Raw genomic sequence first — 25,313 nt, forward strand, 5'->3', positions numbered from 1 at the left:
CCAATGAAAGTTATACGTTATATTGTTTTATTAACATTATTATTCCAGAACACACCAAAAACAGAATGCTCTTTTTTAGAATCATTAAGCCAATCAGATAATAGTTATTTTGTGCCTGCACTTGTTGTTGGCGGTTTAGCTACTGCAGTTGTTGGTGGTGAATTCTTGGCTAAGAGGTATAATAACTCACAAGTTAATGCTGAACTTTCTCAAAAAGTTACCAAACTTAACATGGAATCTATACAGTTGCAAACAGCATCAAATATTATTAATAATCCGCAAAATTCAGAAACTGAAATTGCAAAAACATACAATCAGCTAGATTATCGTAACGCGAAAAACCAATTAGCTGAGTTACCAACTTTCAAAGAACCACAAAAAATAATTGCCCCTAAAATCGAAGTGGTTGAAAAAAAAGGATGGTTTAGCGGCTTAAGAAGTTTCTTTAAGAATAAACTAACTATTAAAGAAACTGATCCTAGAAAACAAGCACTCTTTGATTTGAAAGATAAGATCAATAATTATAACAATGATTTTAATAACAAGATTAAATTAATAAAAGACTATAGCCAAATGGCTCGTTTAAATAATGATTTTTATGGACTTTATTCTAAGCATACAAATTCAGTGGCTACTTTTGTAAATGAAAATAATAAAGCAAGCAACAATTTAAACTATCCTTTATTATATAATCAACAGCAACAACCACAAAAAGATGAATCTTTAGTATTATCAAATGGGGTAACCAATCAATTATTAAATGAATTAGATTGTTGTTACGATACATACCCCTATGTAGAAGGCGCTGAAAAATTTAATAATGAAATTGATCGGGTAAATAATGCATTATATGGTAATCCAAGAGTTATTGATCATACCTTTCCAAAAAATCCAGCACAATCAACAATAATTGAGAAAATTAAAGAAGGCTTAAATTATTTTAATCGAATGCTTCTTGGTTTAAAAAGTAACCATATCTATTCTAAGCAACTGGAAGCATTTGATAAAGAAAAACAAATAAAAGAACAGCTCGAACTAGAAAAACGTAGAGTACAAGCAGAAGAAGAAAAAGTACGTTTAGAACGAAAAATAGCAGAGTCGCAAATAAAAAAAGACCGAGAAGAAAGATTGCTAGCAGAAAGTAAGAATGAAGCATTAAGAGAAAAACATGGCCTTGGAATTCAATGGTCTGGTTTTTTTAGCTAACATAAAATGAGGGAGGCTTTAAAAGCCTCCCTTTAAATTTTAAAACTCACTACAACAAAAGCAGCTTAATAATAATATTTTATCGGCCCCGCGCCAGAACGTTTATCCCAATAATGCATTTTATATTCCATGCCTGAAGAATTTTCTGGATTACCTTCAATTACATATAAACTACCAGTATCGCTTAATGGATCTAACTTAATCCACCAACTACGGGTTGTAATGCCTTCTAGATCTATACCAATTTTTGGATAGCGCATTGCTTCTTGTTGAGAAACTATTTTATGTTCACCTGGCATTATTTTAACTGTTTTAATAGGGCTATCAATTTCTTGCGCAAATTTTAGAATAACAGCATTTGTTGGATCATCATTATAAAAAATATGTGCGGTATCGGTGTTTGCTTTAGAAATTATCTCTTTTACACCGCGTTCATCAATTGCCATTAAACTGCATAGACTAAATATTAATAATAAAATACTCAAAAATTTTTTCATAGTTTACAACCTCACACTAATCTATTTTTTCTTTGATGGAACTTTCGCTCCCTCTTTTCGGGCTTCGGAAAGGCCAATGGCAATTGCTTGTTTTCTACTTTTAACCTGTTCTCCACTTTTGCCACTTTCTAATTCACCTTTTTTATATTTTCGCATGGCTTTTTCAACACTTTCTTCTGCTTTTTTTCCATATTTTTTATTATTCTTTTTTTTAGCCATTTTTATCCTTCCAAGTGTTTAAAGATTAAAAAAAGGGAGTGCCTATAAGACACTCCCTATAAATTTCAAAAAAAGAGGTTACTCGTCATTACCTTCTTCGGCTTTACCTTTACCTTCTTTTTTTTGCTGACCAGCTTGGCCTTGCTGAGTTTGACCCCATTTTTGACCTTGTTGCTGTTGTTGACCTTTACCGGCTTCTTTTTGGAAACCTTGCTTTTTTTCTTGGCCTTGTTGTTGACCTTTTTTGAATTCAGCCATGGTTTTCTCCTTTTTTAATTAAAAAGTGATTCTTCTTTAACACTAATAGTAACTTATTTTCATATAAGAAAACAATAATTATCATTGTTTTTCACGCAATAATATGGCTATTATAAAACTATAGACAAAGAATAAAGGGATTAATTATGAAAAAATATGTATTATTTTTACTTGTTTTTAGCAGTTTTTTGTTTATAAATGCACAAAATGACTTTGTATTAGAAGAAGAGGAGCAAACGTATCAAATAGCAGTGCCTTGCCAATGTTATTGCTCAGATGTATGTGGGCCAAGAGATGTAAAACTAACCGACACTCCATTCATAAATGAAGAAACTGGTGTTTGCTTTTGTGCGCCAAGAGATCAAGCTAATTATTATCGCAATGGCTGTCATTTAAAATTAAATAAAGATTTTGAAAACAGCTGCTGCTCAAAATAGCTTAGGGATGATGGGGCGGTGTAAAAAAGAAATGTCTTACTACTGAAATAACCAAGGAAATAACAAAAATAAAAAATAAAATTTGTAAAACTAATATAATACCGGCCCCTGCTATAAAACCGCCAAATCCCAGAATACCCGTTATTAAAGCAAGTATCAGAAAAGCCAAAATAATATTCAACATATACTTTTCTCCGATTTAATATTAATACTCATACATTAGATTTATTTGGAATATAGCGATTGAGTTATCTATTTTGCAATAATTTAAATTTTTTGAGAAAAAAAGTTTTTTAAACAATTATGTAATGGCCAAAAAATTAACAACGGCACACTGATCATCAGAATGGCAAGCCATGCTAATGATGGCATCCATTGCCAATTATCTATTTCTGGCATAAAAACCCAATTTATATTTTTATGAGAATTGCTAAATAAATATGTTAAAAGCAATACAATCCAAAATAAAATAGTTGAAAATACTAGAGATTGTTTATGGTAACCCCATTTTAAAAGATACCAAATCCAGAGTATTGGCATCACAAGATGAAATAAAGAAAGAATTTTTAAAAATAATGGCAAAGCCGGATCAAACATATAATGAGCAATGCCAAAAATACTATATCCAGTTAATAGTTGTAAAAAAAAATCAACATTCCATGTTATCTCTACCGGCATAACAGCAAGAACCGCAATGCTTATTAATAAAGAAGATTCAAACCAAAGTGCAAATAGGGTTATGAATAAGCCAATATCAGATAGCCACAAAAAATTCTGTAATCCATAATACTGCCAATAAACGGGAACCAAGATCATCATGAAAAAAGTAAATAAAATTTTAATAATACTTGAAGCTTTGGTTTGATCCATTATATAGCTCTTTGATATTTTATAAGTTATACATTTTCCTATTCATAAACCCTTCTTAATCTCAATCCAAAAAGTTGTAACAATAATTATTATTACTATTTCTATCCATAAAGATAATGGTAACCATGTTGTATGTAAGTATGGATAAAAATATGGCACTGATGTTATAAAAATTGAAAATGCAATCATGCTACCACACCATAATAAGCCAAAATAATCAGTAAAGAACTCTTTCCCGATGAGAGGCTTTTTTCTTTGCTTCAAATTCAGTGCTAACAAAATATGCCCTATCAACCAAGCAACAAATGCAGCCGTTTGTGCGGTAATTAAGCTATAAAATAAATAAAAATGTATATAAATAAATAGAATACCAATCGCTAGAGCGATTCCATCTTTCATAATATTGAGCACGAGGGGTAACCCAAGAAAATCTTTTATTTTTTGCATAGGTTTTTGCATAATATCAGGCTCTGCTGGCTGCGTGACAAAAATAGTTGAGGAAGCTAAATCCATTAAAAGTTCAATCAATATAATCTGAATAGGAACGAAAGGAAATGGGATACCAAATATAAGCGGCACAATAAAGATAAAAAGCAATATACTTTTTGCGGATAAATAATAAGAAAGTCCTTTTTTAAAATTATCAAGAGCTCTTCTACCAATTGCAACAGCATCGGGAATATGAATATAATTATCATCAGTTAAAACAAGGTCCGAAACTTCTTTTGCAAGATCAGTACCAATCTGCCCCATTGCAATGCCAACTTGTGCAGTTTTTAATGCCGGCGTATCGTTAACGCCATCGCCAATAACTGCAACAATTTCTTCATGCTTTTGCAATATTTTGACTAAACGGACTTTTTGTGAAGGCGTCATACGCGCAAAAATGCGTGATCGATTTGCTTGCTGTGTCAGCTCCTTATCATTCATTTTTTCAAGTTGATTGCCACTAATAACTTCACCTGATATACCAATTTCGCGTGCTATGTTTTGAGCAGTTGCTGCATGATCTCCAGTAACAATAAATGTAATCACTCCCGCTTGTGTTAAAGTATTAATTGCTTCTTTTACACCAGGTCTTACCGGGTCATGCAATATCGCTAAAGCCAAAAATTGCACTTCATGAAGCTTTGTTATATTTTTTTCTGTTGATTTTAAAAAAGCATATGCTACTACTCTTTTACCTAAACTTGCTTCTTGTGTTACAAGTTTTTCAAATTTTTGTTTTTGTTCAGCAGACAAGGTTGAGCTATTAATTAAGACTTCTGGGCTTCCAGCAATTGCATGTATTGTTTGTTCATTATATTGATATATTAAATCACGCCACGGTTTTTTATCTGAAAATCCAATAAAATTTATTTGATTATACTCTTTTTTTATAGATGAAAATGATTTTAATATTTCAATTACCGCCTTATCAGTTGGATCATTGGAATATTCAGGAATCGCCAATGCTATTTTTTCTTGTAAATCTGCGGGCAATTGTTTCGTTTCATTTTCATCAGCAAGAATAAATTTTTCTACTGACATTTTATTTTCAGTAATAGTTCCTGTTTTATCGCTTATTACCATCGTAATTTGTCCAATAATTTCAACCCCACGCAAACGCTTTACAATAACTTGTTTTTTTGCCAACGTAAATGCTGCAAATGCCAAAGCCATTGTTATAATAATAGGCGGTTGGCCAGGAACCATTAAAAAAGTAAGCGCTAACCAAGTAATAACCATTGCATGAAAATCAAACCCTCTTAAAAATCCAATAGTCGGTATTAATACACTTATAAAAAGTGCAAAAATCGCTAAAATTTTTGCTAATTTGGTCATTGATTCTTGCAACAATGTTTTTTCTTTTTGTGCTTGTTGTACCTCGCGCGCAATTTTTCCAAATTCACTCTTTTGGCCAACTGCCATTACAATTGCTTTTGCTTGGCCATGCAATACCGTAGTGCCAGAAAAAACACAATTAATACGATCAGCTAAAGAGATATCTGGATCAAGTTTAATTTCAGCATTTTTTTCAACAGGAAGAGATTCTCCGGTCAATGAAGCTTCATTAACAATAAGGCCATATGCCTCCAAAAGTCGTGCATCGGCTGGAATAAGAGATCCTTCAATTAAAATTAAAATATCGCCTACTACTACCTGCTCCATTTTTATTTGATGTTCTTTTCCATCACGTAGAACAGCTGTAGTTGGTGAAGTAAGTTCTTGAAGCTGTTTCATAATACGATCTGCGCGAAATTTATTAATTAATTCAACTACTATATAAGCGATAACAATAAATATCATGGTAATCGCTTCACCATACTTACCAAAAAATAAAGAGAGGGCTGCTATACTTAAGAGCAAAATCATCATTGGTTCTTTAATACCCTCGATAATTAATGATGCAATTGTCTTTTTTTCATACTCAGCAAAAGTATTGATCCCCCATTTCAATCGATTTTCTGCTATTTGTTTATTAGTTAAACCAATAGCAGGATCAACTGATAACGTATCAAGAAGCTTTTCTTTAGGAATGCTCCACCATGATAATTCTTGGATATTTAAATTTTTCATAAATTAATCTTTCTTTATTACATAACAATATTAATTATATTTAGGCTTTTATAACAATAATATTGATAGAATCATTAATTTAGCCGTACGCTAATAAATAGGGATATTTTAAAAAAGGGGTTTTTTATGAATAAGAAATTACTTATTTTTTTATTATTATTAGGAAAAATAATGACTGCTGAAGAATCAAATAAAAAATTAGAAATCGCAACTTTTGCCGGTGGTTGTTTTTGGTGCATGGAACCACCTTTTGAAAAGTTAGATGGTGTAAAAAGTGTGATATCCGGTTATATGGGTGGCACCGGAGCAAATCCTACTTATCAAGATTATGCACAAAAAGGGCACATTGAAGTTGTACAAATTACTTATGATCCTGAAAAAGTATCTTATGATACCTTGCTTGATGTTTTTTGGCGCCAAATAGACCCGACCGATTCAGCTGGTCAATTTGTAGACCAGGGTCCTCAATATCGTTCCGCTATTTTTTATCATAATGATGAACAAAAACAAAAAGCAGAAGCTTCAAAAGAACAATTGCAAAAGTCTGATCGATTTTCAAAACCAATTGTAACTGAAATTATTCCGGTAACAACATTTTATAAAGCAGAAGACTACCATCAGGACTATTACAAAAATTATCCATGGAAATATAAATGGTACCGTTCACGTTCTGGTCGTGATACGTTTTTAAACACAAAGTGGGCAAAAAATATGATCAATTCAAATCCTCATAATAATCCAAACTCTAACAAAAAGTATAGTAAGCCTTCTGATGAAGAATTACGTAAACGATTAACTCCTTTACAATATCAAGTTACTCAGCAAGATGGTACGGAAAAACCTTTTGCTAATAAATACTGGGATAATAAAAAACCAGGTATTTATGTAGATATTGTTTCTGGCGAACCTTTATTTAGTTCATTAGATAAGTATGAATCTCATACCGGTTGGCCAAGTTTTACTAAACCGCTTGAACCAGGAAATATAATTGAAAAAGAAGATCGTGGTTGGTTTACCACTCGTATTGAAGTCCGCAGCAAACATGGTGATTCCCATTTAGGACATGTATTTAAAGATGGACCCGCTCCTACAGGATTACGCTATTGTATTAATTCAGCGGCATTGCGTTTTATTCCAGTCGAAGATTTGCAAAAAGAAGATTATGCACAATATAAAAATCTTTTTGAATAAACTACTCGTAATACTATCCAATTTAAATTATAATAAGTTCGCTATTTACAATCGAGCATTTAATCGTGTAAATCTACTTTCTGGCGACGGATGAGTTCCATCGAATGTATTTTGCCAATCAAGCTCAGGTTTATTTTTATAAAGGTTAATCATATTGGTGAAAAATTGCATACCACCCTTTATTACCTCTTTGTTATATACTGCATCATCTGCATTATACTCTTGTGCCTTACATAATTTTCCAAAAGTTAATTGCCCGATAAGGCTTAATACAAAAAAACTAATTAATTTATGATATTTAAACTCCGATTGATTTTTTAATGATTCATAAAGAACAGATTGACTGATCGCTATAAAAATTGATGCTATTAATCTCTTTTTAAGATCTGTATTTTTTAAATGAGAAGATTCATGTTGCAAAATAAAGCGCAAAATATTCAAAGTTTTTTGATCAACTTCAGTTAAATTTTCTTTATTAAATAGTTCTTCTAATAAAACATAATACTCTTGAGAAATAACAATGTTATTGTTTCGAACCACAAAGGCGAGCTCCTGATTGCTTAATCCAAAATGATAACTACTTCCAACATAAAAATTTATTTTTTCATCAGTAATTTCAGCGCAAGTTTCTTTAAAAAAAGCCAACATTTTTTCGTGTTCTATTTTTTTAAAATTTTTCAAAATATTATCTGTATTTAAATATAAATTAAGCGTCAAGCAGGGTTCCGTAAAAATCATTGCATGAGGTAAAACATTTAAGCTTTTGCTATAAAAAGTATCTAATAATGATGCTTTTGCACTACCGATGATTAATAAAATTGAAATAAAAAGTTTTTTCATAATTTTCCTGATAATTTTCACTTAAATAATATCGGCTGATAAAGACCGAGGTTTTAGAAATTTCATATAATCCTAATTTTATCTCAATATTTGTTAATGTCCATGCTTTAGGAATTCTTAAATTTTTATAAAAGCTTGAATTTTTTCTGCTACATACTTTGTATTAACAACCCGCAATTTATGGAAAAATAGAAATAATAATATGCGAATTTATCATAAAATTATATCGAAAATATATTTAATCTAAAGTTTGGAACTTGATAAGTCTATTTCAATAAATTAATCTCTTTGACTAAAAAGGAATTTTTATGAAAATAATTGATATCAGCTGGCCGGTCCATGAAGGAATGCCTGAATATGGCGGCCGCAAACTGTGTACTTTTACTTCTTATGGTAATGAAACTCATAAAATAATATGTTTTGATACCGACACTGAAAAAACTGCCAAATTAATAAGTAAAAATTTATATATTTATGAACCTCAATTAGAAGATTTACTATTTAACTCTTTGTGCAGCAAAAATATAAGTTTTACTCATAATTTCAATCATGCAATGGATTCTGAAATATTTTTTATTTGTGTACCTACGCCAACCAATTTAAATGGTGATTGTGATTGCTCTTATCTTTATTCGGCTTTTAATACTGCATTTTAAATTGGTAAAATTTAAATAAATAAGAGGAAAAAGGATGACAATAAAAAAAATAATTTTTATCTTTGCCATAAAATTATCACTATCTAATACCATCTGTCCACTCAATTCTGAAGAAGCACAAAAAATTGGTATGTTAATTTGGCAAAATGAAGCCTCTGGTCGCACTGATTTGTTAGTATTTTGGAATCAACATGAATCGTTCCCATCATTAGGGATAGGGAACTGTATTTGGTATCCAGAGGGCCAAGAAGCCTCTTACACTCAACAATTTCCTGCCTTATGCGATTATTTACAAAAACATGATATTCAATTACCTAAATGGCTAGAAAAAGCAAAACTTACTGGAGCACCATGGAAATCGCGCGATGAATTTTTACAAGATCAACGGCGGACTGAAGAATTACGCCTTTTACTATCTTCAACAATCGACCTACAAACAAATTTTATGATTAAAAGGTTGGATGAACAATGGCCCTTAATCTTGCAGGTGATCCCTAATGAAAAAAAAGAACAAATTGAATATTTTTTCCAATTAATGAAAACTTCCCCTCTTGGATCTTACGCGCTTATTGATTATCTCAACTTCAAAGGAAGTGGCTTAAACCCCCGTGAATCAATTAATGAACAAGGTTGGGGATTATTACAGGTACTGCTTGGTATACCTAGCGAAGCAACACAAGAAAATATTTCCCAAGCATTTGCGGTATCGGCAGCAAAAATATTATTAAAACGCATAGAAAATTCTGCACCCGAATACCCCTTAATTAAATTTCTCCATGGATGGATAAAACGTGTTAGCACATATACCAATCCAAATAGTTTTGACAACAATAAACTTTAAAAATTTTGCTTAACAAGAAATCCTTTCTTTTGAGGAAATAATGTTCATCCATAAATTAATCATTGAGATAATTAAAGAAATTTTCTTATTCTAAAACTAGAAAAATATAAGGGAGTCTTCATGTTAAAAAAATTTTTTGAAATATTTTTATTGATTAGTTTATTTACAAATTATATTTCTTGCACAAACAAATCAATTCCTTATCTTAAAGGCAAAAGCTCATGGGCTGAAAAAACGCTCAAATCGCTATCATTGCGTGAAAAAATAGGACAACTTTTTATAGTGGCAGCCGCTTCAAATTTTAGTCAACCTACTGAAATGTTAGCAAGTGCAATGAGAAAATGTCCTTATAATATGGATCCCAATCATGTTGAAAAAATGATTAAAGAACAAAAAGTTGGCGGTTTAATTTTTTTATTTAAAAGTGATCCTAAAACACAAAAATCTTTTATTGAACGATATCAAGAAAAATCAAAACTTCCTCTTATCATTGCACAAGATAGCGAATGGGGATTGAGCATGCGTCTTGATGCTGATCCAAAACAAGTAGTACGCTATCCTCGCAATATGACACTTGGTGCTTTAGTTGATGAACAATTAGTATATGATATGGGCTATGAAGTCGGCAAACAATGCGCTGCTCTTGGAGTGCATATAAATCTTGCTCCCGTTGTTGATGTAAATAATAATCCCAAAAATCCGGTTATTCATGATCGTTCATTTGGTGATGATCCTGAACGAGTCTCTCGATTAGCTATTTTATACGCTAAAGGCTTACAAGATGCTGGCGTCATTGCATTTGCAAAACATTTTCCAGGACATGGTGATACCGATGTTGATTCTCACCTAGATTTACCAGTAATCAAACATGATAAAACAAGACTCAATGAAATTGAGCTTCAACCATTCAAAAAAATTATTCAGGAAGGAATTGGCGGTATCATGAGTGCTCACTTATCAGTACCTGCTTTTGATAGCACTCCTAATTTGGCCTCTACTCTTTCTTATCCAATTATTACCGAAGAATTAAAAAATAATCTTGATTTTCATGGTTTAGTAGCAACTGATGGTTTAGGCATGGATGCAATTGCAAAACATTTCAAACCAGGAGAAATAGAATTTAAAGCGTATTTAGCCGGTAATGATATTTTGCTTTGCCCTCTTGATGTACCACGCGCTGTTGAGCTTATTGAGCAAGCTATTAAAAATGGCCAATTAAGTGAAGAAGATCTTAATCAACGAGTTTTGAAAGTACTAAAAGCTAAAGAATGGGCCTTTGACAAACAAAAAAATTTTAAAAAAAATAATGAGATTAAAAGTCTTGATTTATATCTAGTTCGTAAAAAAGCTTATGATTTACAAAGCAAATTATATCATAATGCTATTACTCTTGCTAAAAACAACGCAAATCAATCATTTGATTCTTTCATGCTTAAAAATAGCCACATCATCCAAATAGGAACATTGCCCGATAATAGATTTGCTGAAACGTTGAAAAATTATAATTGCATTGTACATAACTATTCTGCCATGCTCGATAATAAAGAACTGGAAACCTGTCTAAAAAATATAAAAGAAAAAAATAAAATAATTATTGGTGTTTGTGAAATGAATAAATTTGCCCAACAAAAATTTGGCATATCTTCTAATACCGTTTCACTTATTAGTAAACTAAAAGAGATAGGTAAAACGGTGACAGTATTAATTTTTGGAACACCATATAGCTTACCATATTTTAAGGCAGCAGATAATTTGCTTGTTGCCTATGAAGACGCTCCAACAGCGCAAGAAGCTATGGTAAATATTTTATGTGGTCAAATGCAGGCGATGGGCAAATTACCAGTGCAAGTTATATAAAACTTTTGCTTATAATATTGCTAGCGAGTCATTCTTTATTAAAAAAAAATTAAAAATTTCGCATTCCTTGTAAATCAATATATATTTTTTCTATCTTGGTAAAAATATGTAAATTTATCTTTAAAAAGTGAGTAAAAAATGAGATATGATTTATTTTCAGTAAAACAAATCAAAGAAAATGCTCCTTGGTACTTTGTCTTAGGAATAGGACTTATAGTTTTAGGTATTCTTGCATTCTTTTATTCTTTTCTTGCCACAATCTTTTCAGTTGTTTACTTAGGGGTAATGTTAATAGCTGCAAGTGCTTTTGAAGGTTTCAAAGCATTCACTATGAATAAATGGAAAGATTTATTTTTACATCTTTTTCTTGGTATTCTTTATTTTGCAACCGGTTTTTTTATAATTGCCAGACCAATTTTGAATGCCGTAACTTTAACCTTATTACTTGCAATATTTTTTATAGTGGTGGGCATATCACGCATTATTTTTTCGATTATTTACGAGGCGCCTCATAGAGGATTAACCTTATTTAACGGCATAATAACGTTAATTTTAGGAATTCTAATTTGGCTTCAGTGGCCTTATTCTGGTCTTTGGGTAATTGGTATGTTTTTAGGTATAGATCTCATTTTTACTGGTATAATGTGGGTCAGATTATCAACTATGGGTAAAATGATGCATATTGATGATCAAAATATTTAAAGCTCGGTAATTTCAACTTCAGTACCAATTTCATCTAAATTTGCTTTCATTTCTTGAGCAAGCTCAAGCGGCATACCATAATAAAGCGTTGCTGGAAGCGCCGATTCAATTTTTTCTTTAGCTTCAATTAAACTTAAATCAATATAATCTCTGATTATTTTAATATTTTTTATTTTTTTAGGGCCAACTGAAATAATTTTAACTACACATTTTTTTTCTGGTTGTGCATAAATCTTTTGAAGTTTTTTTTCTTGCTCAATTTTTTCTTGCTTAAAATATAATCCTAAACAAAAAAGAGCTATTCCGATTATTCCCGCAATTAATAAAATAAAGGCTACTATTTTTAGCACAAAAATAAAAATATGTATCATAAGAAAATTTCCACTATTGTTACGTACAAATATAAAATGTTTACTTTTCTATATACTAGGATTAGATTAATTTTATCATTCTTTTTTTATAATTCAATAAATCTTAAGAAAAATTACAAATGAGTATTGCGATCTCAACTCTATCACCACTTGCATTTGAATCATACATTCAAAAAAATATTATTATTCATAATTACTATCAAACAAATGCAGGTATTTTAAAAGTCTTTTCTATTAATGAAGAAATTTATAAAGCAGAATTTTGTGATGTGCCAGATCATTTATCAATAAAAAACATCACATTACTTGAAAGTTTTAATCTTTTATTAGTTGGTACCAATTTTCAAATCAAAGTATGGAAAGCTCTTTTACAAACTTCTGAAAACAAAACTATCAGCTATCAAGAACTTGCAACTATAATTGACCATCCTAACTCATGGCGTGCAGTTGCCAATGTAATGGCACACAATAAAATTGCTTTTTTTATTCCATGTCACAAAGTTATTCGTAAAAATGGTAGCCTCGGTGGCTATAAATGGGGTTTAGAAAGAAAAAAACTTTTATTAGCCGTTAAATAAAAAACCAACACTTGCTTTTTTCATTTCATAAATTGATTAATAACCGGGCATTGCGCAAGCTTTTCTTTACCATCGCAAAATTCAATAATTTCACCATTCTCAATATAATAAATCCGATCCAATAATTTATTTGCAAAATGCATATCCTGTGTTGAAAGACCAATAGTCAACCCCTGCTTTGATAATCTTTTTAAAATAGTAATTAGTAAATCAGTGTTAAACGGATCAAGAGATGCCGTTGGTTCATCAAGCAAAAGCACTTGTGGATTTAAACATAAACCACGAGCAATAGCCACCCGTTGTTGTTGCCCTCCAGAAAGCTCAAAAGGATATTTATCAATAAATTCATGCATATCAAATTCTTTTAATTGTTCTAATGCTCGTTTATGAGCATCTGTAAAAGAAATACCATATACAAGCAATGGATCAACACAATTTTGCAAAACCGTTAAATGGGGAAAAAGATTAAAATCTTGAAAAATATATCCAATTTTTTCTGCCCGCTGGCTTGGTGTTAAAATATTTAATTCTTTGTTATTAATAAAAATCTCACCTTCTATTTTTGGTATTAAGCCAATTAATGATTTTAAGAGAGTTGTTTTACCGGCACCACTTTTGCCAATAAACGTTGTTATGCGGCCTGGCAATAATAAACAGGAAATTTTTTTCAATAATATTTGGCTTTTTATACGTACAAAAAGTTTATTAACGATAATCATGATTAACCTTTATTTCGATATATATCAAAATAAGTTGTAAAATCGCTGAAAATAATAAATATATACAGGCAATTGCTAAGTAAACTGGCAATGGATTTAACTCTCTTGAGATTATATTCATGCCAGTTCGTGTTAATTCAGTAACTCCAATTGTTGCAAGTAAAGAGGTACTTTTGAGTAGTTGCTCAAGCTCTCCAAATAATGGTGGTAATACATTGCGCATTACTTGAGGCATTATAATACGGTATAATGTTGCATGCATCGAATATCCTAACACAAAACAAGCATCCCATTGGCCTCGCGAAATAGTATTTATTCCTGCACGTGTAATTTCAACAATATAACCGCTTGAACAAAATGCCAATGCAATTGTTGCAGCAATAAAACCAGAAATATTAATGCCAATCAATGATGGTAATATAAAATAGGCAATCAAAATTTGAACATATGCTGGAATACCTTTTGCAATAAAGACATATCCTTTTATTACCATAGAAATTCCTAATAAACCAATCTGACGACAACTGATTATTCCTAATAAGGTTCCTAATGAAAAACTTATGCAACCTGCCATAACCCATGATGCAAAAGTAATGGCAGTTCCTTTAATTAATAAGGGAATATATCCAATGAAATTCATATGACATCCCATTTTTCTTCATATTGTTTAATAATACCGTCACGCTTGAGCTCATTAATCGCTTTTTTTATTTGTTTGATTAAAAAATTATTTTCTTTTTTGATTGCAATACCTATTCCTTGCTCCTGCTCTTCTTTATTAAGATTGACATTCAGCATTTGTATTTGTGAGTATCTATTTTTAAATTTTTTTGCTATTGCTGGTTCAACCAAAGCAGCATCTGCCTTGTGATACTGAATGCTTAGCAAAGCATCATCTATTTGTTCTATTGGTTTTTTAATAATGAAAGCATATTTACTTAAAACTGCATCCTGGCTTGAATTTGGCTCAACGCAAATTGTCATTCCGCGCATATCATTAATACATGTAATGCCTGCAGGAATATTTTCCCAGAATAAAAGAGGATATGAAGTTATTAGTTTTTCTTGATAGTTAATAAGAACAACTTTTTTGAGGCGATCTGGTGTAATTGATAATCCCCACATAATCGCATCAATACTGCCTTGATTTAAAGCCATAAAAAGTCCAGTCATTGAACCCAAATCTTTGAGTATTAATTTTTTACCCAATTTTTGTGTAAGTAATTTTGCAACATCAATATCAAAACCTTCATATTCTCCTTGCTCATTAATACTAACAAAAGGCGCATATCCTGCTGTAGTACCAACGATAAAAACATTATCTTGTATTTGAGCGTCATTACGATACAAGAAATAAGCTCCAATAAAACTAAATAATAGGAGCATGCTTAAAGCTATTTTAAAATTCATGTAAAACCCTTTTTAGCATTTTCTAAAAAAATGCATAATATTAAAAATCAAATAATTAGTTACTTAATAAATAATCATTCAATTAAATATAATGGTGCTGAGAAAAACCATTATATCTACCTATTTAAAGGGATATAATCCGTAAAAAATAAAAATAAAAAATATATTAATGAGAATGATGATGAAGATGAGAAAGGAAATGAGAAAAAATAAGAGTAGATACTTTAGATTGTATCAGATTAAATTTTTGACTAAGGATACTGAAAAAATTCATTTGGATAGGTATCATATTTAACTCCTTTAGATACAACTACCATAAATAGTAATATTATATATTAGTATACCCATTAATAATCCTAATTGTCAACTCATGCTTTCTTAATAAGAAATATTTTTCAGGGCAATATTCACTTATAGTTCCAAACAACTTACCAACCACCTACTTGTTCATATAATGCTTTGGTAAAACCTACAAATAATGGTTTCCAATATTTTTTTTGTTTTCTTTGTTGCACCCATGCAGGGTTATACCAATTTTCATTATAGAGTTTAGATCTATTTTCTAAATAATCTTTCGCTTGAGGCGTAAACTTTATTTGAAATGTATTAACTTTATGAAAAATGATCGCTTTTTCTTGATATTCATTTTCAAGATCTCGACCAATATAATCTAACTTGGTATCTGGCAATCCAATTTTATTATCAGCCACTTTAATAAAGTTCCCAGCATCAGGGTCAATCCATTGTAATTTTTTTGCTAATCGCATGAACTCTTTAAGTTCTTTTAAAGTTATATTTTTTTTACTATCAGCTAAAAACTCTGAAACAATATAATGTTTCCCATTTGGTGCTTGATAACTATATTGCTTTGGCACTACTAACCTTTTACAGTTTAATTCATTAATAGCAGCAGAAAATCGTTGTCCGCCTTTAATTCTTGGATAATCTTCATTTGATGCTTTTATGATCCAATCAGAAAGCCAATTGAAATGATTCACTGATTGTTTTACTTTGTTGAGCTCATAGATATGCTCATCAAGAATATTTTTTATTTCTTGTGGTAATGATGCATTACAATCATATTGTTTGAGCGAATTTTGCCATGGCCAACTATACATATTTAAAAAACTTAACAAACATAAAGAAAAATAATACTTCACAAAAGTCCTTTATACCGTTCTAGTTAAACCAAAATAGCTTTTTTATTGATTTGATCTTGATAAATTATCTCGCCTATCGGCCAAAGTAAAGTAATTAATAAAAAGTATGCTGCTATTTGTGTCTTATCTTTAAGTACATAAATAGCAAATGCTTCTGCAAATTTATACAAAAAATATAAGTTCACGAATGGAATAATCAATAACCATGCGGTAGGAATTTGGGCACCTAGCTTATTTAACTCAATTTTAGTAGCTACTAACCAATATATTGGATAGATACCAAGTGTTATGAGTATTAGTATAATCATTTGCCATAAGTTTCTGGATGTCATTATAAATCTCCTAAAAATATTAACTTATTTATTCTTAATACTAATTTCTATTCAATATTATCAATAAAAATTAATAATTCAGCGTTTTTATATATTTAAGAAGTAAAAAAAATGTATTTAACTTGTTTTAAAATTAAGCTTTTTGTTATAATTTTTTATTATGAGTTTATTTGTCAAAAATGGTATTATTATTCCTGATAATGAAATCGAAATAACTACTAGCCGAGCCGGTGGGCCTGGCGGGCAGCATGTTAATAAAACAAGCTCAAAAGTAACCTTACGTTGGAATGTTAAAGCAACTACCGCATTAACTGATGAACAAAAAAATCGCGTACTTAATAACTTGCAATCACAATTAACTACCGAAGGTGACCTAATTATTCATAGCCGTACATCGCGCAGCCAACAACAAAATAAAAAAGATGCTCTCACTCGGCTTGCGCAAGAAATACGCAAAGCGTTATATATTCCTAAAAAGCGCAAAAAAACTCGTATACCAAAATCAGTACAAGAAGCACGACTAAAAGAAAAAACAAAAAAAAGTGAATTGAAGAAATTAAGAAGTAAAAAAGTTTTTGATTAAATATTTTTTGATCATATCTTTATGAATGTGTGATCTTATATCGATAATTTTCAAAATTATAATTCTTTGAATCCATTTGCATTAAATGCCACCTTTAGTAATGGCATTTAATGAATTATTTTTAAACTAAAAAAAATTTTTAAATATTTATTTCATTTCAGAAAGTTGCTTACGACATTCGCCTAATACTTCTTGTCGCTTTTTTTTGCATTCTTCAGAAGAAAAAACCAATGAGTCTGAAGATCCAAGAAATTGACCAGTTGTTTGTTTTTTCTGAACCCAATCTACTTGTTGAGAAAATATTTTTCTTATTTCTTCTTTTTTCAATTTTTGATTCATTTCATTCAATTTTGGATTCTCACAACCTCTAATCATTATCTTATCCATTGCAGCAGTAACAGATAAAGCATCACATGCGGCATCCTGTGTTACTCGAATTTTGAATCTTACAAGCCATTTAAATGCTGTTTTCAATTTATTTGCTTCCAATGCATCTTCCATCATGAATACCATTGGCTCAGGGTTTCCACTTTTAGCTGCATTAACTATAGGCTTATTTGATTCTGACTTTAAAAATACTGGATCATTTTCCATTGATTGCAAAGAAGAAAAAATACAAAATAATCCTAATAGATTTAGAAAACTATTTTTATTCATGCTTGTCCCTTGTTGGTAATAAATTAATTTTTAACTATTGTATCTTTTTATTAAACTTTACACAAATTATTCTGGAAAATAGAAAAGCTCTTCGTTTTGATTAAATTTTTTTGCTACAAGCAATGAGTACTTTTTAAATTTCTTTGCCATTACAATGGCTTTTAAGAATTTTAGTTTTGAAGATCAAATGCTTTAATAATTTCATCAGCATGATTATTGACATCAATATTACGTAAAATAGTAATAACTTTCCCTTTATCAATAAGCACCGTAATGCGCTTGGTATAAAGAGTAGAATATACGCCATATACCTTAATTACTGCGCATGTCGGATCACTGAGTAATGTAAATGGCAAATGATGTTTTTCTTTAAATGCAGCGTGGCTTTTAACTGATTCATGGTTAATGCCAAACAACTGAATATTATTTTTTTGTAATAATCTATAACCTTGCGAAAGACTACATACTTGCTTAGTACAATAATAAGAGTTATCCAGTGGATAAAAAAATAAAACAACTTTTTGATTATTAAAATCTGACAGCGTATAAGTTTTACCATCATCTCCCGTTAAAGTAAATGCTGGCGCAGGATCTCCCGGTCTAAGTTTTGATTTTTTTGACCGAGCAGAAAGATGAACAGTTGCTACACACAAAAAAGCTATTGTAAGCAACATAAGAGAATTTTTTAAGTAAATCATAGAAAATCCTTTATTTTCATCATAAATCAAATACCATTATGTCCATTTAGCAGATTACTTAAAATCAGCTAAAATCATATATCTTATACTTTGATTATCCGCATGTGCGTAATTGAAAGAAAGATACCATTTTTATAGTAGTAATACATACTAAAGGACATAAAGAGATATTGGAATTAAGTGAGAAGGCAGGTTGCCAGTCAATATAAAGACCAACTTCATTTAATTACAGTTTAGCAACTTTTTTATAAAAGTCAAGCCTGCAATGTAGGTCTAAAAAGCGTAGAAAGCTCAACACAACTTGTTTTTCACAATTATTTAATTTTTAATCAAACATCTTCTAGTCAATTGAACTAATTTTTGTCCATTTTTGATTTCATTTGCTTGCTCATTATTGCAAACGCCAACAAACGATATTTCGCGGATTTTAATTTTGCAACCAAGTTTGCAATAGCTCTCTTTTAAATTGTTCAGCTTGTCCACAGCTCCATGTATACAAAACAGGAAACCCCCAAACAATTTAAATTTTTGATCTAGACATATATTCAAAAAAAAGAGACTTCCTAAGAAAACCCTTGCAATCGCAAGTAACAATATATTTCACTTATTGCATAAAATTATAGGTAAATAGTATGCAATTAAATTGTTATATGCTTATGTTGACTGCCCTCTTTTTTAAATTCCTTTATGGAGTACAATCAAATAATCTATTAGAACAGCCAGCATTACGCAATATCAGACAGGTAACTTTTCCTTCTATGGGCTTTGAAAAAGCAGGAGAATCTTATTTTTCTCCAGATGGAAAAATATTACTATTTCAGGCTGTTCCCAAAGGTAAAACTGGATATCAAATTTATAGTATTGATATTAATAAGAAAAAACCTCGTTTAATAAGCACTGGCAAAGGAGCATGCACTTGTGCTTTTTTTAGACCGGATGGTAAAAAAATAATATTTGCATCTAATCATGAAGCACCTGATGATTTTGAGAATGAACAAAAAATTTCTGGGTATCAAAGAGAGGGAAAAAAGTATCTTTGGGAATTTACCCCTTATATGAATATTTATGAGGCGAACCCGGATAGTTCAGATTTAAAAGCGCTCACCTATGGCCCTGCATATAAAGCAGAATGTGCTTATTCGAGAGATGGTTCACATATAGTATTTGCAAGCAATATTTCAGGAAATATGAATCTTTATATCATGCGATCAGATGGTTCTAATATACACCAAGTTACTTTTACTGATACCGGCTATAATGGTGGTCCATTCTTTTCACCTGATAATAGTAAAATTTTATTTCGGGCTGATTATGAAAAAAAACATTACTTACAAATCTATTCTATAGATTACAAAAACGGTAACATCGAGCAATTAACTAATAATGGTGCAATTAATTGGGCGCCTTTTTGGCATCCTAATGGAAAAGTTATTGTTTTTACTACTTCTTTGCATGGTCATCACCAATACGAACTTTATTTACTAAATATTGAAACCAATAGTACACATCGTTTAACTTATAATGCAAGTTTTGATGGATTGGCAAGCTTTAATAAAGAAGGCACACAAATAACATGGACTTCAAAAAGAGGATCCGATCAGACGTGCCAGATTTTTATAGCTGACTTTGAAATGCCAGAAAAATTATGTATTTCATAAATAAATACGAAAAATATATGAAAAAATTATTTTTAATTGTTCTTTTTATCACCCAAATATACGCAGGTCCTAATCAAACTGATACCGTAACATCCGTATTAGTGAATACAGTACTCCCTTTTAAAATAACTATTGAATTGACTGATTTTCAGATACCGGATGGTATACAATCAATGGCAGTGGGACAAGATGGATATAACTATCTTTTTATAACCGGCCGCACCAATGGTTTGCATGGCTTTGCTAATAGTGATGATTTTCCTCCCTCAAAACAAAACACAACCGTTTTTGTGGTAAATACCAATACAAGAACAGTATTCTGCCGTTCACTGTTCGATCGATCAGGATTATCGCAACATCAAATCGACTTACTTTCTGTAGTAAGCGCGCAATCATATCAATCAGGCAATACCTTATACATCACGGGTGGTTATGGAATAGATACCCAATCAGGTATGTTCTCCACTAAAGATACGTTAACCGCAATTAATATCCCAGGTCTTATCAATTGGGTAACACAACCTAATTGTTGTTCTTGTGCATCAGCTTATATTCGCCAAATTTCTAATCCAGTTTTTCAGGTAACCGGAGGCGAAATGGTTCAATATGGCCAATGCCCAACATTGCTCATATTTGGCCAAAATTTTATAGGAAATTATGATACATCAGCTAATGGCATTTATACCAAACAAGTACGAAGATTTAATATTATTGATGATGGTAATCATTTAAATGTAGAAGTATTAAACCCTTCTGCTCCTGAAGAATCTTTTCGGCGTAGAGATCTTAATATTATTCCCATCATAAAAACTAATTCAGGAAAAAAAATTCCTGCATATGTAGCTCTTTCTGGAGTATTTACCTTAGATACAGGAATCTGGACAGTTCCGGTTGAAATCACTGCGGGTGGAAATTCTATTATGTCTGAACCAAATTTTGCAAGCACCTTCAAACAAGCCATGAATAATTACAATTCAGCACATATTGAGCTGCTTACAGGCAATGGCGATATGTATTCAATTTTATTTGGAGGTCTTACTTTTGGATTTTTTGAAGATAATCAATTTAAAACTGATACTAGTATTCCATTCACTAATCAAATAACTGCAATAAAACGAAGCCCTATTGGAGAATATCAACAAATTTTGTTGCCAATAGAATTTCCCACTATTTTATCAACCGAATCAAATCCAGGAAACACACTTCGTTTTGGAGCTGGTGCTCGCTTTATTATTGAACCTAACATTCCTGTTTTTTCTAATCGTGTTTTGGATTTGAAATCCATTAAAACCACCACCATTATTGGATATATTGTTGGAGGAATTCAAAGTACAGTGCCCAATACGAGTACAATTACAGATTCAGCAGCATCACCTTATATTTTTAAAGTGACACTCACACCCCCATAATAAAATCAATTAAAAATGATACCCTAAACTACCCCCAAAAATTGCTCCACTTAGATTCGTTCTTTTAGGAGTTACGGTAGGTCCAAAAAAATTAGTTTTATGGGTCCATACAAAACTATAATCAAAAAACAAATCTAATAAAAAATTATGAGGAAGATCGATATAGGTGCCAATTTTTCCTATACCACCAAAACCCCATAAAGTCTTTTTTGAAATCACAAATGCTCGCTTACTTTTTTTCCTTATATACTCTGATTGCAAACCTAAACCAAGATAAAAATGAGCACGGCAAGCAATGGGCACAAAATATTTTATACCGATTGCTAGAGGAAGTAATTGTACTGTAGTAGAATCACATATACTTAAAAGGCGTCCCTTTTGCTTAAAATAATCAATGCTGAAAAATGCATACCAATTTTTATATTCGCGTAATTGAAATGTAAACTCGGGGCCATAAAGTGCGCTTCCTTTATAGCAATCCTTAAATCGAGAATCTGTGGGTAAAAAGTAGGAACCTTTAAATTCTAGAATTTTATCTCTAGGAAAAAGAAAAAAAACAAAGAAAGCTCCTATCAAAGCAGGTATGATTTGAAATTTTGGCATAATTTACTCACTTCTCATAATTTTAAATAAAAAAATGATTAATTAAATCGAAAAACTAATCCCTGCTCTTAAATCATATCCTCCAACCATTACTCTTTGGTAGTTGTGAGATTGTCGTGGAAAAAGATAACGAAATGCACTAGTTAGCCCAACACCATGACAAATTGTATAGCATAATCCAACTTCAGCCTCACCAATACCTTTATTGAATTTCACCTCACCAAGATAACTTTTTTCTTTAGTCCATATAATGCCACCACCAAGTGACGCATAAAGTTGCAGACCACAATCAAACTCTTTTCTTCTTCGTAGGTAGAGGGTAAATGGCATTTGCTGTACAATGGAGCCTAGTTGTAAAAAAGATGTTCGTCCTTTCCTGCGCCAATAACTGAACTTAACACCTAAGCCCCAACGTTCCCATGGATAATAACAACCATCGGCAGTGATGGCATTTATTATACCATGTCCATACACATCTTTAAATTTACTTTCATTCTTAAAAACGAATCCCGAAGAAAATGCACCATCAAAGCATGAATCATACTTTTCAAATTTTTTACCAAAAAGTTGTATTGATTGCAGAAACATTAAAGTAAAAAAAGAAAAAAATAATTTTTTTTTCATTTGATGCCTCACTTCTAGCCACAAGACAAATTAAGCCACATGTTATCAACAATATTAATCACGCTCACATTATTAGAACTATAATTAGTCACATATGCGCGTTTACCATCTGGTGAAATCGCAATTGCACTTGGCGATGAGCCAACTATTATTTCAGGGCATAATACTGTATTGGTACACACATCGATAATATTCACTGTTCCTGGACCCGGAGTTAAATTGGTAAAATTTGGACCAAGATAAAACGTATTGTAATTAGTCACATACACAAAACGACCATCTGGTGTAATTGCAACACCTGCTGGTTGATTTCCTAGTGTAATAGTTGCCACTATCATATTAGAACTTAAGTTTACAACACTTACCGTTGTTCCAGAAACTACATTAGGAGCAATTCCTCCTGATATCGGTGAAAAGTTATTACTCCCAAAATTAGTTACATACGCATAATTACCATTGGGCGTAATTGTGATACCAAATGGACCAAAAAAACCTGTTATGGTTCCAACTACAGTATTATCAGATGTACGTATGATACTCATGGTACCAGTACCCGGATTACCATTTACATAGTTAATTGTATATACCATTGTACCATCAGGTGCTATTGCTAATGATGCCGGAGCCTGCCCTACAGTAATAGTTCCAGTAATGGTATTCGTATTTAAATTTACTACGCTTACAGTAGTCCCATTCCCACTACCCACACCTGCAGCACTTCCATAATTATTGACATACCCAGTATTGCCATCTGGCGAAATAACGAAACCCGATGGACCATCAAAGCCAGTAATTGTACCAATAATTGTATTAGTAGCTATATCGATAATCGAAACGGTAGTACCACCGCTATTAGTAATATAAGCTTTGGTGCCTTCTGCATTAATCGTTACAGTATATAGTTCATTAAAACCGGCATCACTAATAGTTTTAATTATCGTATTCGTATTAAGATTTATTACGCTTACAGTACTTCCACCAGCAACACCATCATTATTATTATTGACAACATATGCAAATTTACCATTAGGTGTAATAGCAATTCCTGCAGGAGAATTACCCTGTGTAATAGGAATAGTTGCAACTATTCTACTTGATTGACATGTACAACTAGAAGATTGCATTAAAAACAAAAAAATGAAGAAACAAAATACTCTAATTTTTCTTCTCATGATGAGTACCCTCTCCTATGAGCATATAAGAATTAAATTAGTCTAATCATTTGATTCAAAGCATGTCAACAAATAAAATTGCTGTTTAGATATGCTTTAGTATAAATGAAAACCTGAATTATGTGCCTCTAATTTTTCTTTAAGATCATCTTGACTAATATATTTTAGATTGGAGAAATTAATTGAATTGATTTTAGAAATCATTAAAAAAAACTGGCCATGCCAGCCGAAGCCTTGGCATAATCTGGCGCCTACAGCCGACTATTTTAGAACTTTTTAGCCTCTTTGATAAAAAGGCTTTTATTTTATTCCAAAGTTCTGAATGAAACCCAACATGCCCTATCTGCGTACCAATAGTAATATTAAAAATATCTTTTTCATAAATTTTATTTTTTTTCACATATGATTAATCTAAATGTCGATACCTGTCCAGTCAAAAGGAGAATTGTAAAGATCTACTATATAAATTTAATTCTAATTTTAAGTAGTTTTAACTACGTTGTTCCAAATCAACAGGAAAATTCTTTAAAAACTGTAAGCAAAGATCTTTTTGTAGGTACTGCAGCCGGCGCTAGTGGTATGGTAGTGTATACTCCCTTTCATTATTTTCAAAACAGAACAATTCAAAAACTGCCTATTATAAAAAATCCATTTGTTTGATTTCGTGGATTACCTTCTCTCGCACGACTATTGCTCTTGAAATGGCTACATATGGATTAATAATAAGAACTATGAAAAAAAACCAAAAATGATCTTTATGAATGTTTTCATGGTTCTTTTAAAAGATATGAAAGATAAAATTAATACAAAACTGGATAACTAAACGCTATCTTCTGTTGCTGCAAGGCTTGCTTTCTGGTGGAACTATTGTACTAACAACTCAGCCTTTTATGGTACTTATTACAAAGCTTTATGCTAATTTAAAAAAAGAAAAATATAAACATGGCTTTGATGCTGCATATAAAATTTTACGCAATGAAGGAGTGCGAGGATTTTATAAAGGTTGTGGCTATAGAGCAATGGGCATAATTGCAGCTTTACCAGTAATAAATGCTTCTCGTGATTTTTTTAATAAAAGAATAAGTTAATTAATTTATGGTTAACACTCAACAACTGAAGATTATTTTTTTATAAATCTATAATCTTGCAAAAGATTACATACTTGCTTAGTACAATAATAAAAGTTATCCAAAAATCAGCTTTTTT

32 protein-coding genes are annotated in these 25,313 nt (G+C 31.2%); 13 read left to right on the plus strand and 19 right to left on the minus strand.

Annotation, left to right across the window (positions count from 1 at the left end; all coding sequences use genetic code 11):
- Positions 1-3: 3 nt before the first annotated feature.
- Positions 4-1,206 carry a hypothetical protein gene (locus tag WDZ41_02470; protein MEX0940198.1) on the plus strand — a complete coding sequence of 401 codons (1,203 nt, stop codon included), beginning with the start codon at positions 4-6 and terminating at the stop codon, positions 1,204-1,206.
- Between the two features lie 65 nt (positions 1,207-1,271).
- On the opposite strand, the gene WDZ41_02475 is transcribed toward WDZ41_02470, so the two are convergent.
- The 3 genes from WDZ41_02475 to WDZ41_02485 form a co-directional block, all read right to left on the minus strand.
- The gene (locus WDZ41_02475) at positions 1,272-1,703 is read right to left on the minus strand and encodes a hypothetical protein (GenBank protein ID MEX0940199.1); all 432 of its coding nucleotides are present in this window, start codon (positions 1,701-1,703) and stop codon (positions 1,272-1,274) included.
- A gap of 21 nt (positions 1,704-1,724) precedes the next feature.
- Positions 1,725-1,922 carry a DUF6496 domain-containing protein gene (locus WDZ41_02480; protein MEX0940200.1) on the minus strand — a complete coding sequence of 66 codons (198 nt, stop codon included), beginning with the start codon at positions 1,920-1,922 and terminating at the stop codon, positions 1,725-1,727.
- 78 nt (positions 1,923-2,000) lie between these two features.
- Positions 2,001-2,180: a hypothetical protein gene (locus tag WDZ41_02485; GenBank protein ID MEX0940201.1), complete on the minus strand. Its 180-nt coding sequence runs from the start codon at positions 2,178-2,180 to the stop codon at positions 2,001-2,003.
- 146 nt (positions 2,181-2,326) lie between these two features.
- Between WDZ41_02485 and WDZ41_02490 the strand changes: the two genes are divergently transcribed.
- Positions 2,327-2,617, plus strand: a complete 291-nt coding sequence (locus WDZ41_02490) for a hypothetical protein (GenBank protein ID MEX0940202.1) — start codon at positions 2,327-2,329, stop codon at positions 2,615-2,617.
- Between the two features lies 1 nt (position 2,618).
- On the opposite strand, the gene WDZ41_02495 is transcribed toward WDZ41_02490, so the two are convergent.
- The 3 genes from WDZ41_02495 to WDZ41_02505 all read right to left on the minus strand — a co-directional run bounded on the left by WDZ41_02495 (position 2,619) and on the right by WDZ41_02505 (position 6,046).
- Positions 2,619-2,801: a hypothetical protein gene (locus WDZ41_02495; GenBank protein ID MEX0940203.1), complete on the minus strand. Its 183-nt coding sequence runs from the start codon at positions 2,799-2,801 to the stop codon at positions 2,619-2,621.
- A gap of 83 nt (positions 2,802-2,884) precedes the next feature.
- Positions 2,885-3,487: a hypothetical protein gene (locus WDZ41_02500; protein MEX0940204.1), complete on the minus strand. Its 603-nt coding sequence runs from the start codon at positions 3,485-3,487 to the stop codon at positions 2,885-2,887.
- A 42-nt stretch (positions 3,488-3,529) separates the two neighbouring features.
- Positions 3,530-6,046 (minus strand): cation-transporting P-type ATPase, encoded by a 2,517-nt coding sequence (locus WDZ41_02505; GenBank protein MEX0940205.1) that lies wholly within the window; start codon positions 6,044-6,046, stop codon positions 3,530-3,532.
- Between the two features lie 126 nt (positions 6,047-6,172).
- Here WDZ41_02505 and msrB point away from each other — a divergent pair, with 126 nt between their 5' ends.
- Positions 6,173-7,237, plus strand: coding sequence for a peptide-methionine (R)-S-oxide reductase MsrB (msrB, locus tag WDZ41_02510; protein MEX0940206.1), 1,065 nt, complete (start codon positions 6,173-6,175; stop codon positions 7,235-7,237).
- A gap of 45 nt (positions 7,238-7,282) precedes the next feature.
- Here msrB and WDZ41_02515 read toward each other — a convergent pair whose 3' ends face one another.
- Positions 7,283-8,077 carry a M48 family metalloprotease gene (locus WDZ41_02515; protein ID MEX0940207.1) on the minus strand — a complete coding sequence of 265 codons (795 nt, stop codon included), beginning with the start codon at positions 8,075-8,077 and terminating at the stop codon, positions 7,283-7,285.
- A gap of 308 nt (positions 8,078-8,385) precedes the next feature.
- Here WDZ41_02515 and WDZ41_02520 point away from each other — a divergent pair, with 308 nt between their 5' ends.
- From WDZ41_02520 to WDZ41_02535, 4 genes are all read left to right on the plus strand, one after another.
- On the plus strand, positions 8,386-8,733 hold the full coding sequence (locus WDZ41_02520) for a hypothetical protein (GenBank protein MEX0940208.1): 348 nt from the start codon (positions 8,386-8,388) through the stop codon (positions 8,731-8,733).
- A 34-nt stretch (positions 8,734-8,767) separates the two neighbouring features.
- Entirely contained in the window at positions 8,768-9,574 is an 807-nt protein-coding gene (locus WDZ41_02525) for a hypothetical protein (GenBank protein ID MEX0940209.1), read from the plus strand.
- A 120-nt stretch (positions 9,575-9,694) separates the two neighbouring features.
- Positions 9,695-11,431, plus strand: coding sequence for a glycoside hydrolase family 3 N-terminal domain-containing protein (locus WDZ41_02530; protein MEX0940210.1), 1,737 nt, complete (start codon positions 9,695-9,697; stop codon positions 11,429-11,431).
- Positions 11,432-11,569: 138 nt separating this feature from the next.
- Positions 11,570-12,133 (plus strand): DUF308 domain-containing protein, encoded by a 564-nt coding sequence (locus tag WDZ41_02535; protein ID MEX0940211.1) that lies wholly within the window; start codon positions 11,570-11,572, stop codon positions 12,131-12,133.
- Here the strand turns inward: WDZ41_02535 and WDZ41_02540 are convergent.
- The gene (locus WDZ41_02540; GenBank protein MEX0940212.1) at positions 12,130-12,504 is read right to left on the minus strand and encodes a ribosomal protein L7/L12; all 375 of its coding nucleotides are present in this window, start codon (positions 12,502-12,504) and stop codon (positions 12,130-12,132) included. The genes WDZ41_02535 and WDZ41_02540 overlap by 4 nt on opposite strands.
- A gap of 119 nt (positions 12,505-12,623) precedes the next feature.
- On the opposite strand from WDZ41_02540, the gene WDZ41_02545 reads away from it, so the two are divergent.
- Positions 12,624-13,082 carry an MGMT family protein gene (locus tag WDZ41_02545; protein ID MEX0940213.1) on the plus strand — a complete coding sequence of 153 codons (459 nt, stop codon included), beginning with the start codon at positions 12,624-12,626 and terminating at the stop codon, positions 13,080-13,082.
- Positions 13,083-13,102: 20 nt separating this feature from the next.
- On the opposite strand, the gene WDZ41_02550 is transcribed toward WDZ41_02545, so the two are convergent.
- The 5 genes from WDZ41_02550 to WDZ41_02570 all read right to left on the minus strand — a co-directional run bounded on the left by WDZ41_02550 (position 13,103) and on the right by WDZ41_02570 (position 16,703).
- On the minus strand, positions 13,103-13,801 hold the full coding sequence (locus WDZ41_02550; protein MEX0940214.1) for an ATP-binding cassette domain-containing protein: 699 nt from the start codon (positions 13,799-13,801) through the stop codon (positions 13,103-13,105).
- Positions 13,788-14,441: an amino acid ABC transporter permease gene (locus WDZ41_02555; GenBank protein MEX0940215.1), complete on the minus strand. Its 654-nt coding sequence runs from the start codon at positions 14,439-14,441 to the stop codon at positions 13,788-13,790. The genes WDZ41_02550 and WDZ41_02555 overlap by 14 nt, the downstream gene beginning before the upstream one ends.
- Positions 14,438-15,211 (minus strand): transporter substrate-binding domain-containing protein, encoded by a 774-nt coding sequence (locus WDZ41_02560; GenBank protein MEX0940216.1) that lies wholly within the window; start codon positions 15,209-15,211, stop codon positions 14,438-14,440. The genes WDZ41_02555 and WDZ41_02560 overlap by 4 nt, the downstream gene beginning before the upstream one ends.
- A gap of 428 nt (positions 15,212-15,639) precedes the next feature.
- The gene (locus WDZ41_02565; protein ID MEX0940217.1) at positions 15,640-16,371 is read right to left on the minus strand and encodes a hypothetical protein; all 732 of its coding nucleotides are present in this window, start codon (positions 16,369-16,371) and stop codon (positions 15,640-15,642) included.
- A gap of 23 nt (positions 16,372-16,394) precedes the next feature.
- Complete coding sequence (locus WDZ41_02570; protein ID MEX0940218.1) at positions 16,395-16,703, minus strand: DUF4234 domain-containing protein; 309 nt, start codon at positions 16,701-16,703, stop codon at positions 16,395-16,397.
- A 157-nt stretch (positions 16,704-16,860) separates the two neighbouring features.
- On the opposite strand from WDZ41_02570, the gene arfB reads away from it, so the two are divergent.
- Positions 16,861-17,286 (plus strand): alternative ribosome rescue aminoacyl-tRNA hydrolase ArfB, encoded by a 426-nt coding sequence (gene arfB / locus WDZ41_02575; protein ID MEX0940219.1) that lies wholly within the window; start codon positions 16,861-16,863, stop codon positions 17,284-17,286.
- Positions 17,287-17,433: 147 nt separating this feature from the next.
- Here arfB and WDZ41_02580 read toward each other — a convergent pair whose 3' ends face one another.
- Positions 17,434-17,943: a hypothetical protein gene (locus tag WDZ41_02580; GenBank protein MEX0940220.1), complete on the minus strand. Its 510-nt coding sequence runs from the start codon at positions 17,941-17,943 to the stop codon at positions 17,434-17,436.
- 170 nt (positions 17,944-18,113) lie between these two features.
- Positions 18,114-18,641 (minus strand): peroxiredoxin, encoded by a 528-nt coding sequence (locus WDZ41_02585; protein ID MEX0940221.1) that lies wholly within the window; start codon positions 18,639-18,641, stop codon positions 18,114-18,116.
- Between the two features lie 632 nt (positions 18,642-19,273).
- On the opposite strand from WDZ41_02585, the gene WDZ41_02590 reads away from it, so the two are divergent.
- Together WDZ41_02590 and WDZ41_02595 are read left to right on the plus strand one after the other, a co-directional pair.
- Positions 19,274-20,299: a DPP IV N-terminal domain-containing protein gene (locus WDZ41_02590; protein ID MEX0940222.1), complete on the plus strand. Its 1,026-nt coding sequence runs from the start codon at positions 19,274-19,276 to the stop codon at positions 20,297-20,299.
- 17 nt (positions 20,300-20,316) lie between these two features.
- Positions 20,317-21,708 (plus strand): hypothetical protein, encoded by a 1,392-nt coding sequence (locus tag WDZ41_02595; protein ID MEX0940223.1) that lies wholly within the window; start codon positions 20,317-20,319, stop codon positions 21,706-21,708.
- Between the two features lie 9 nt (positions 21,709-21,717).
- On the opposite strand, the gene WDZ41_02600 is transcribed toward WDZ41_02595, so the two are convergent.
- Genes WDZ41_02600 through WDZ41_02610 form a run of 3 tightly spaced genes read right to left on the minus strand, consistent with a single transcriptional unit; the run spans position 21,718 to position 23,642 of the window.
- A complete protein-coding gene (locus tag WDZ41_02600; GenBank protein MEX0940224.1) occupies positions 21,718-22,311 on the minus strand; it encodes a hypothetical protein in 594 nt (197 codons plus the stop codon).
- Positions 22,312-22,353: 42 nt separating this feature from the next.
- Positions 22,354-22,935 carry a hypothetical protein gene (locus WDZ41_02605; GenBank protein MEX0940225.1) on the minus strand — a complete coding sequence of 194 codons (582 nt, stop codon included), beginning with the start codon at positions 22,933-22,935 and terminating at the stop codon, positions 22,354-22,356.
- A gap of 14 nt (positions 22,936-22,949) precedes the next feature.
- Positions 22,950-23,642 (minus strand): YncE family protein, encoded by a 693-nt coding sequence (locus tag WDZ41_02610; protein MEX0940226.1) that lies wholly within the window; start codon positions 23,640-23,642, stop codon positions 22,950-22,952.
- A gap of 163 nt (positions 23,643-23,805) precedes the next feature.
- Between WDZ41_02610 and WDZ41_02615 the strand changes: the two genes are divergently transcribed.
- Complete coding sequence (locus WDZ41_02615; GenBank protein MEX0940227.1) at positions 23,806-24,036, plus strand: hypothetical protein; 231 nt, start codon at positions 23,806-23,808, stop codon at positions 24,034-24,036.
- Positions 24,037-24,300: 264 nt separating this feature from the next.
- Here the strand turns inward: WDZ41_02615 and WDZ41_02620 are convergent, their stop codons facing one another.
- Positions 24,301-24,507 carry a hypothetical protein gene (locus WDZ41_02620; protein MEX0940228.1) on the minus strand — a complete coding sequence of 69 codons (207 nt, stop codon included), beginning with the start codon at positions 24,505-24,507 and terminating at the stop codon, positions 24,301-24,303.
- A 436-nt stretch (positions 24,508-24,943) separates the two neighbouring features.
- On the opposite strand from WDZ41_02620, the gene WDZ41_02625 reads away from it, so the two are divergent.
- The gene (locus WDZ41_02625) at positions 24,944-25,195 is read left to right on the plus strand and encodes an MC/SLC25 family protein (protein ID MEX0940229.1); all 252 of its coding nucleotides are present in this window, start codon (positions 24,944-24,946) and stop codon (positions 25,193-25,195) included.
- The last annotated feature ends 118 nt before the right edge of the window (positions 25,196-25,313 follow it).

It is taken from the genome of Candidatus Babeliales bacterium, assembly GCA_040879965.1.
Taxonomy (GTDB): domain Bacteria; phylum Babelota; class Babeliae; order Babelales; family JACPOV01; genus JBBDJI01.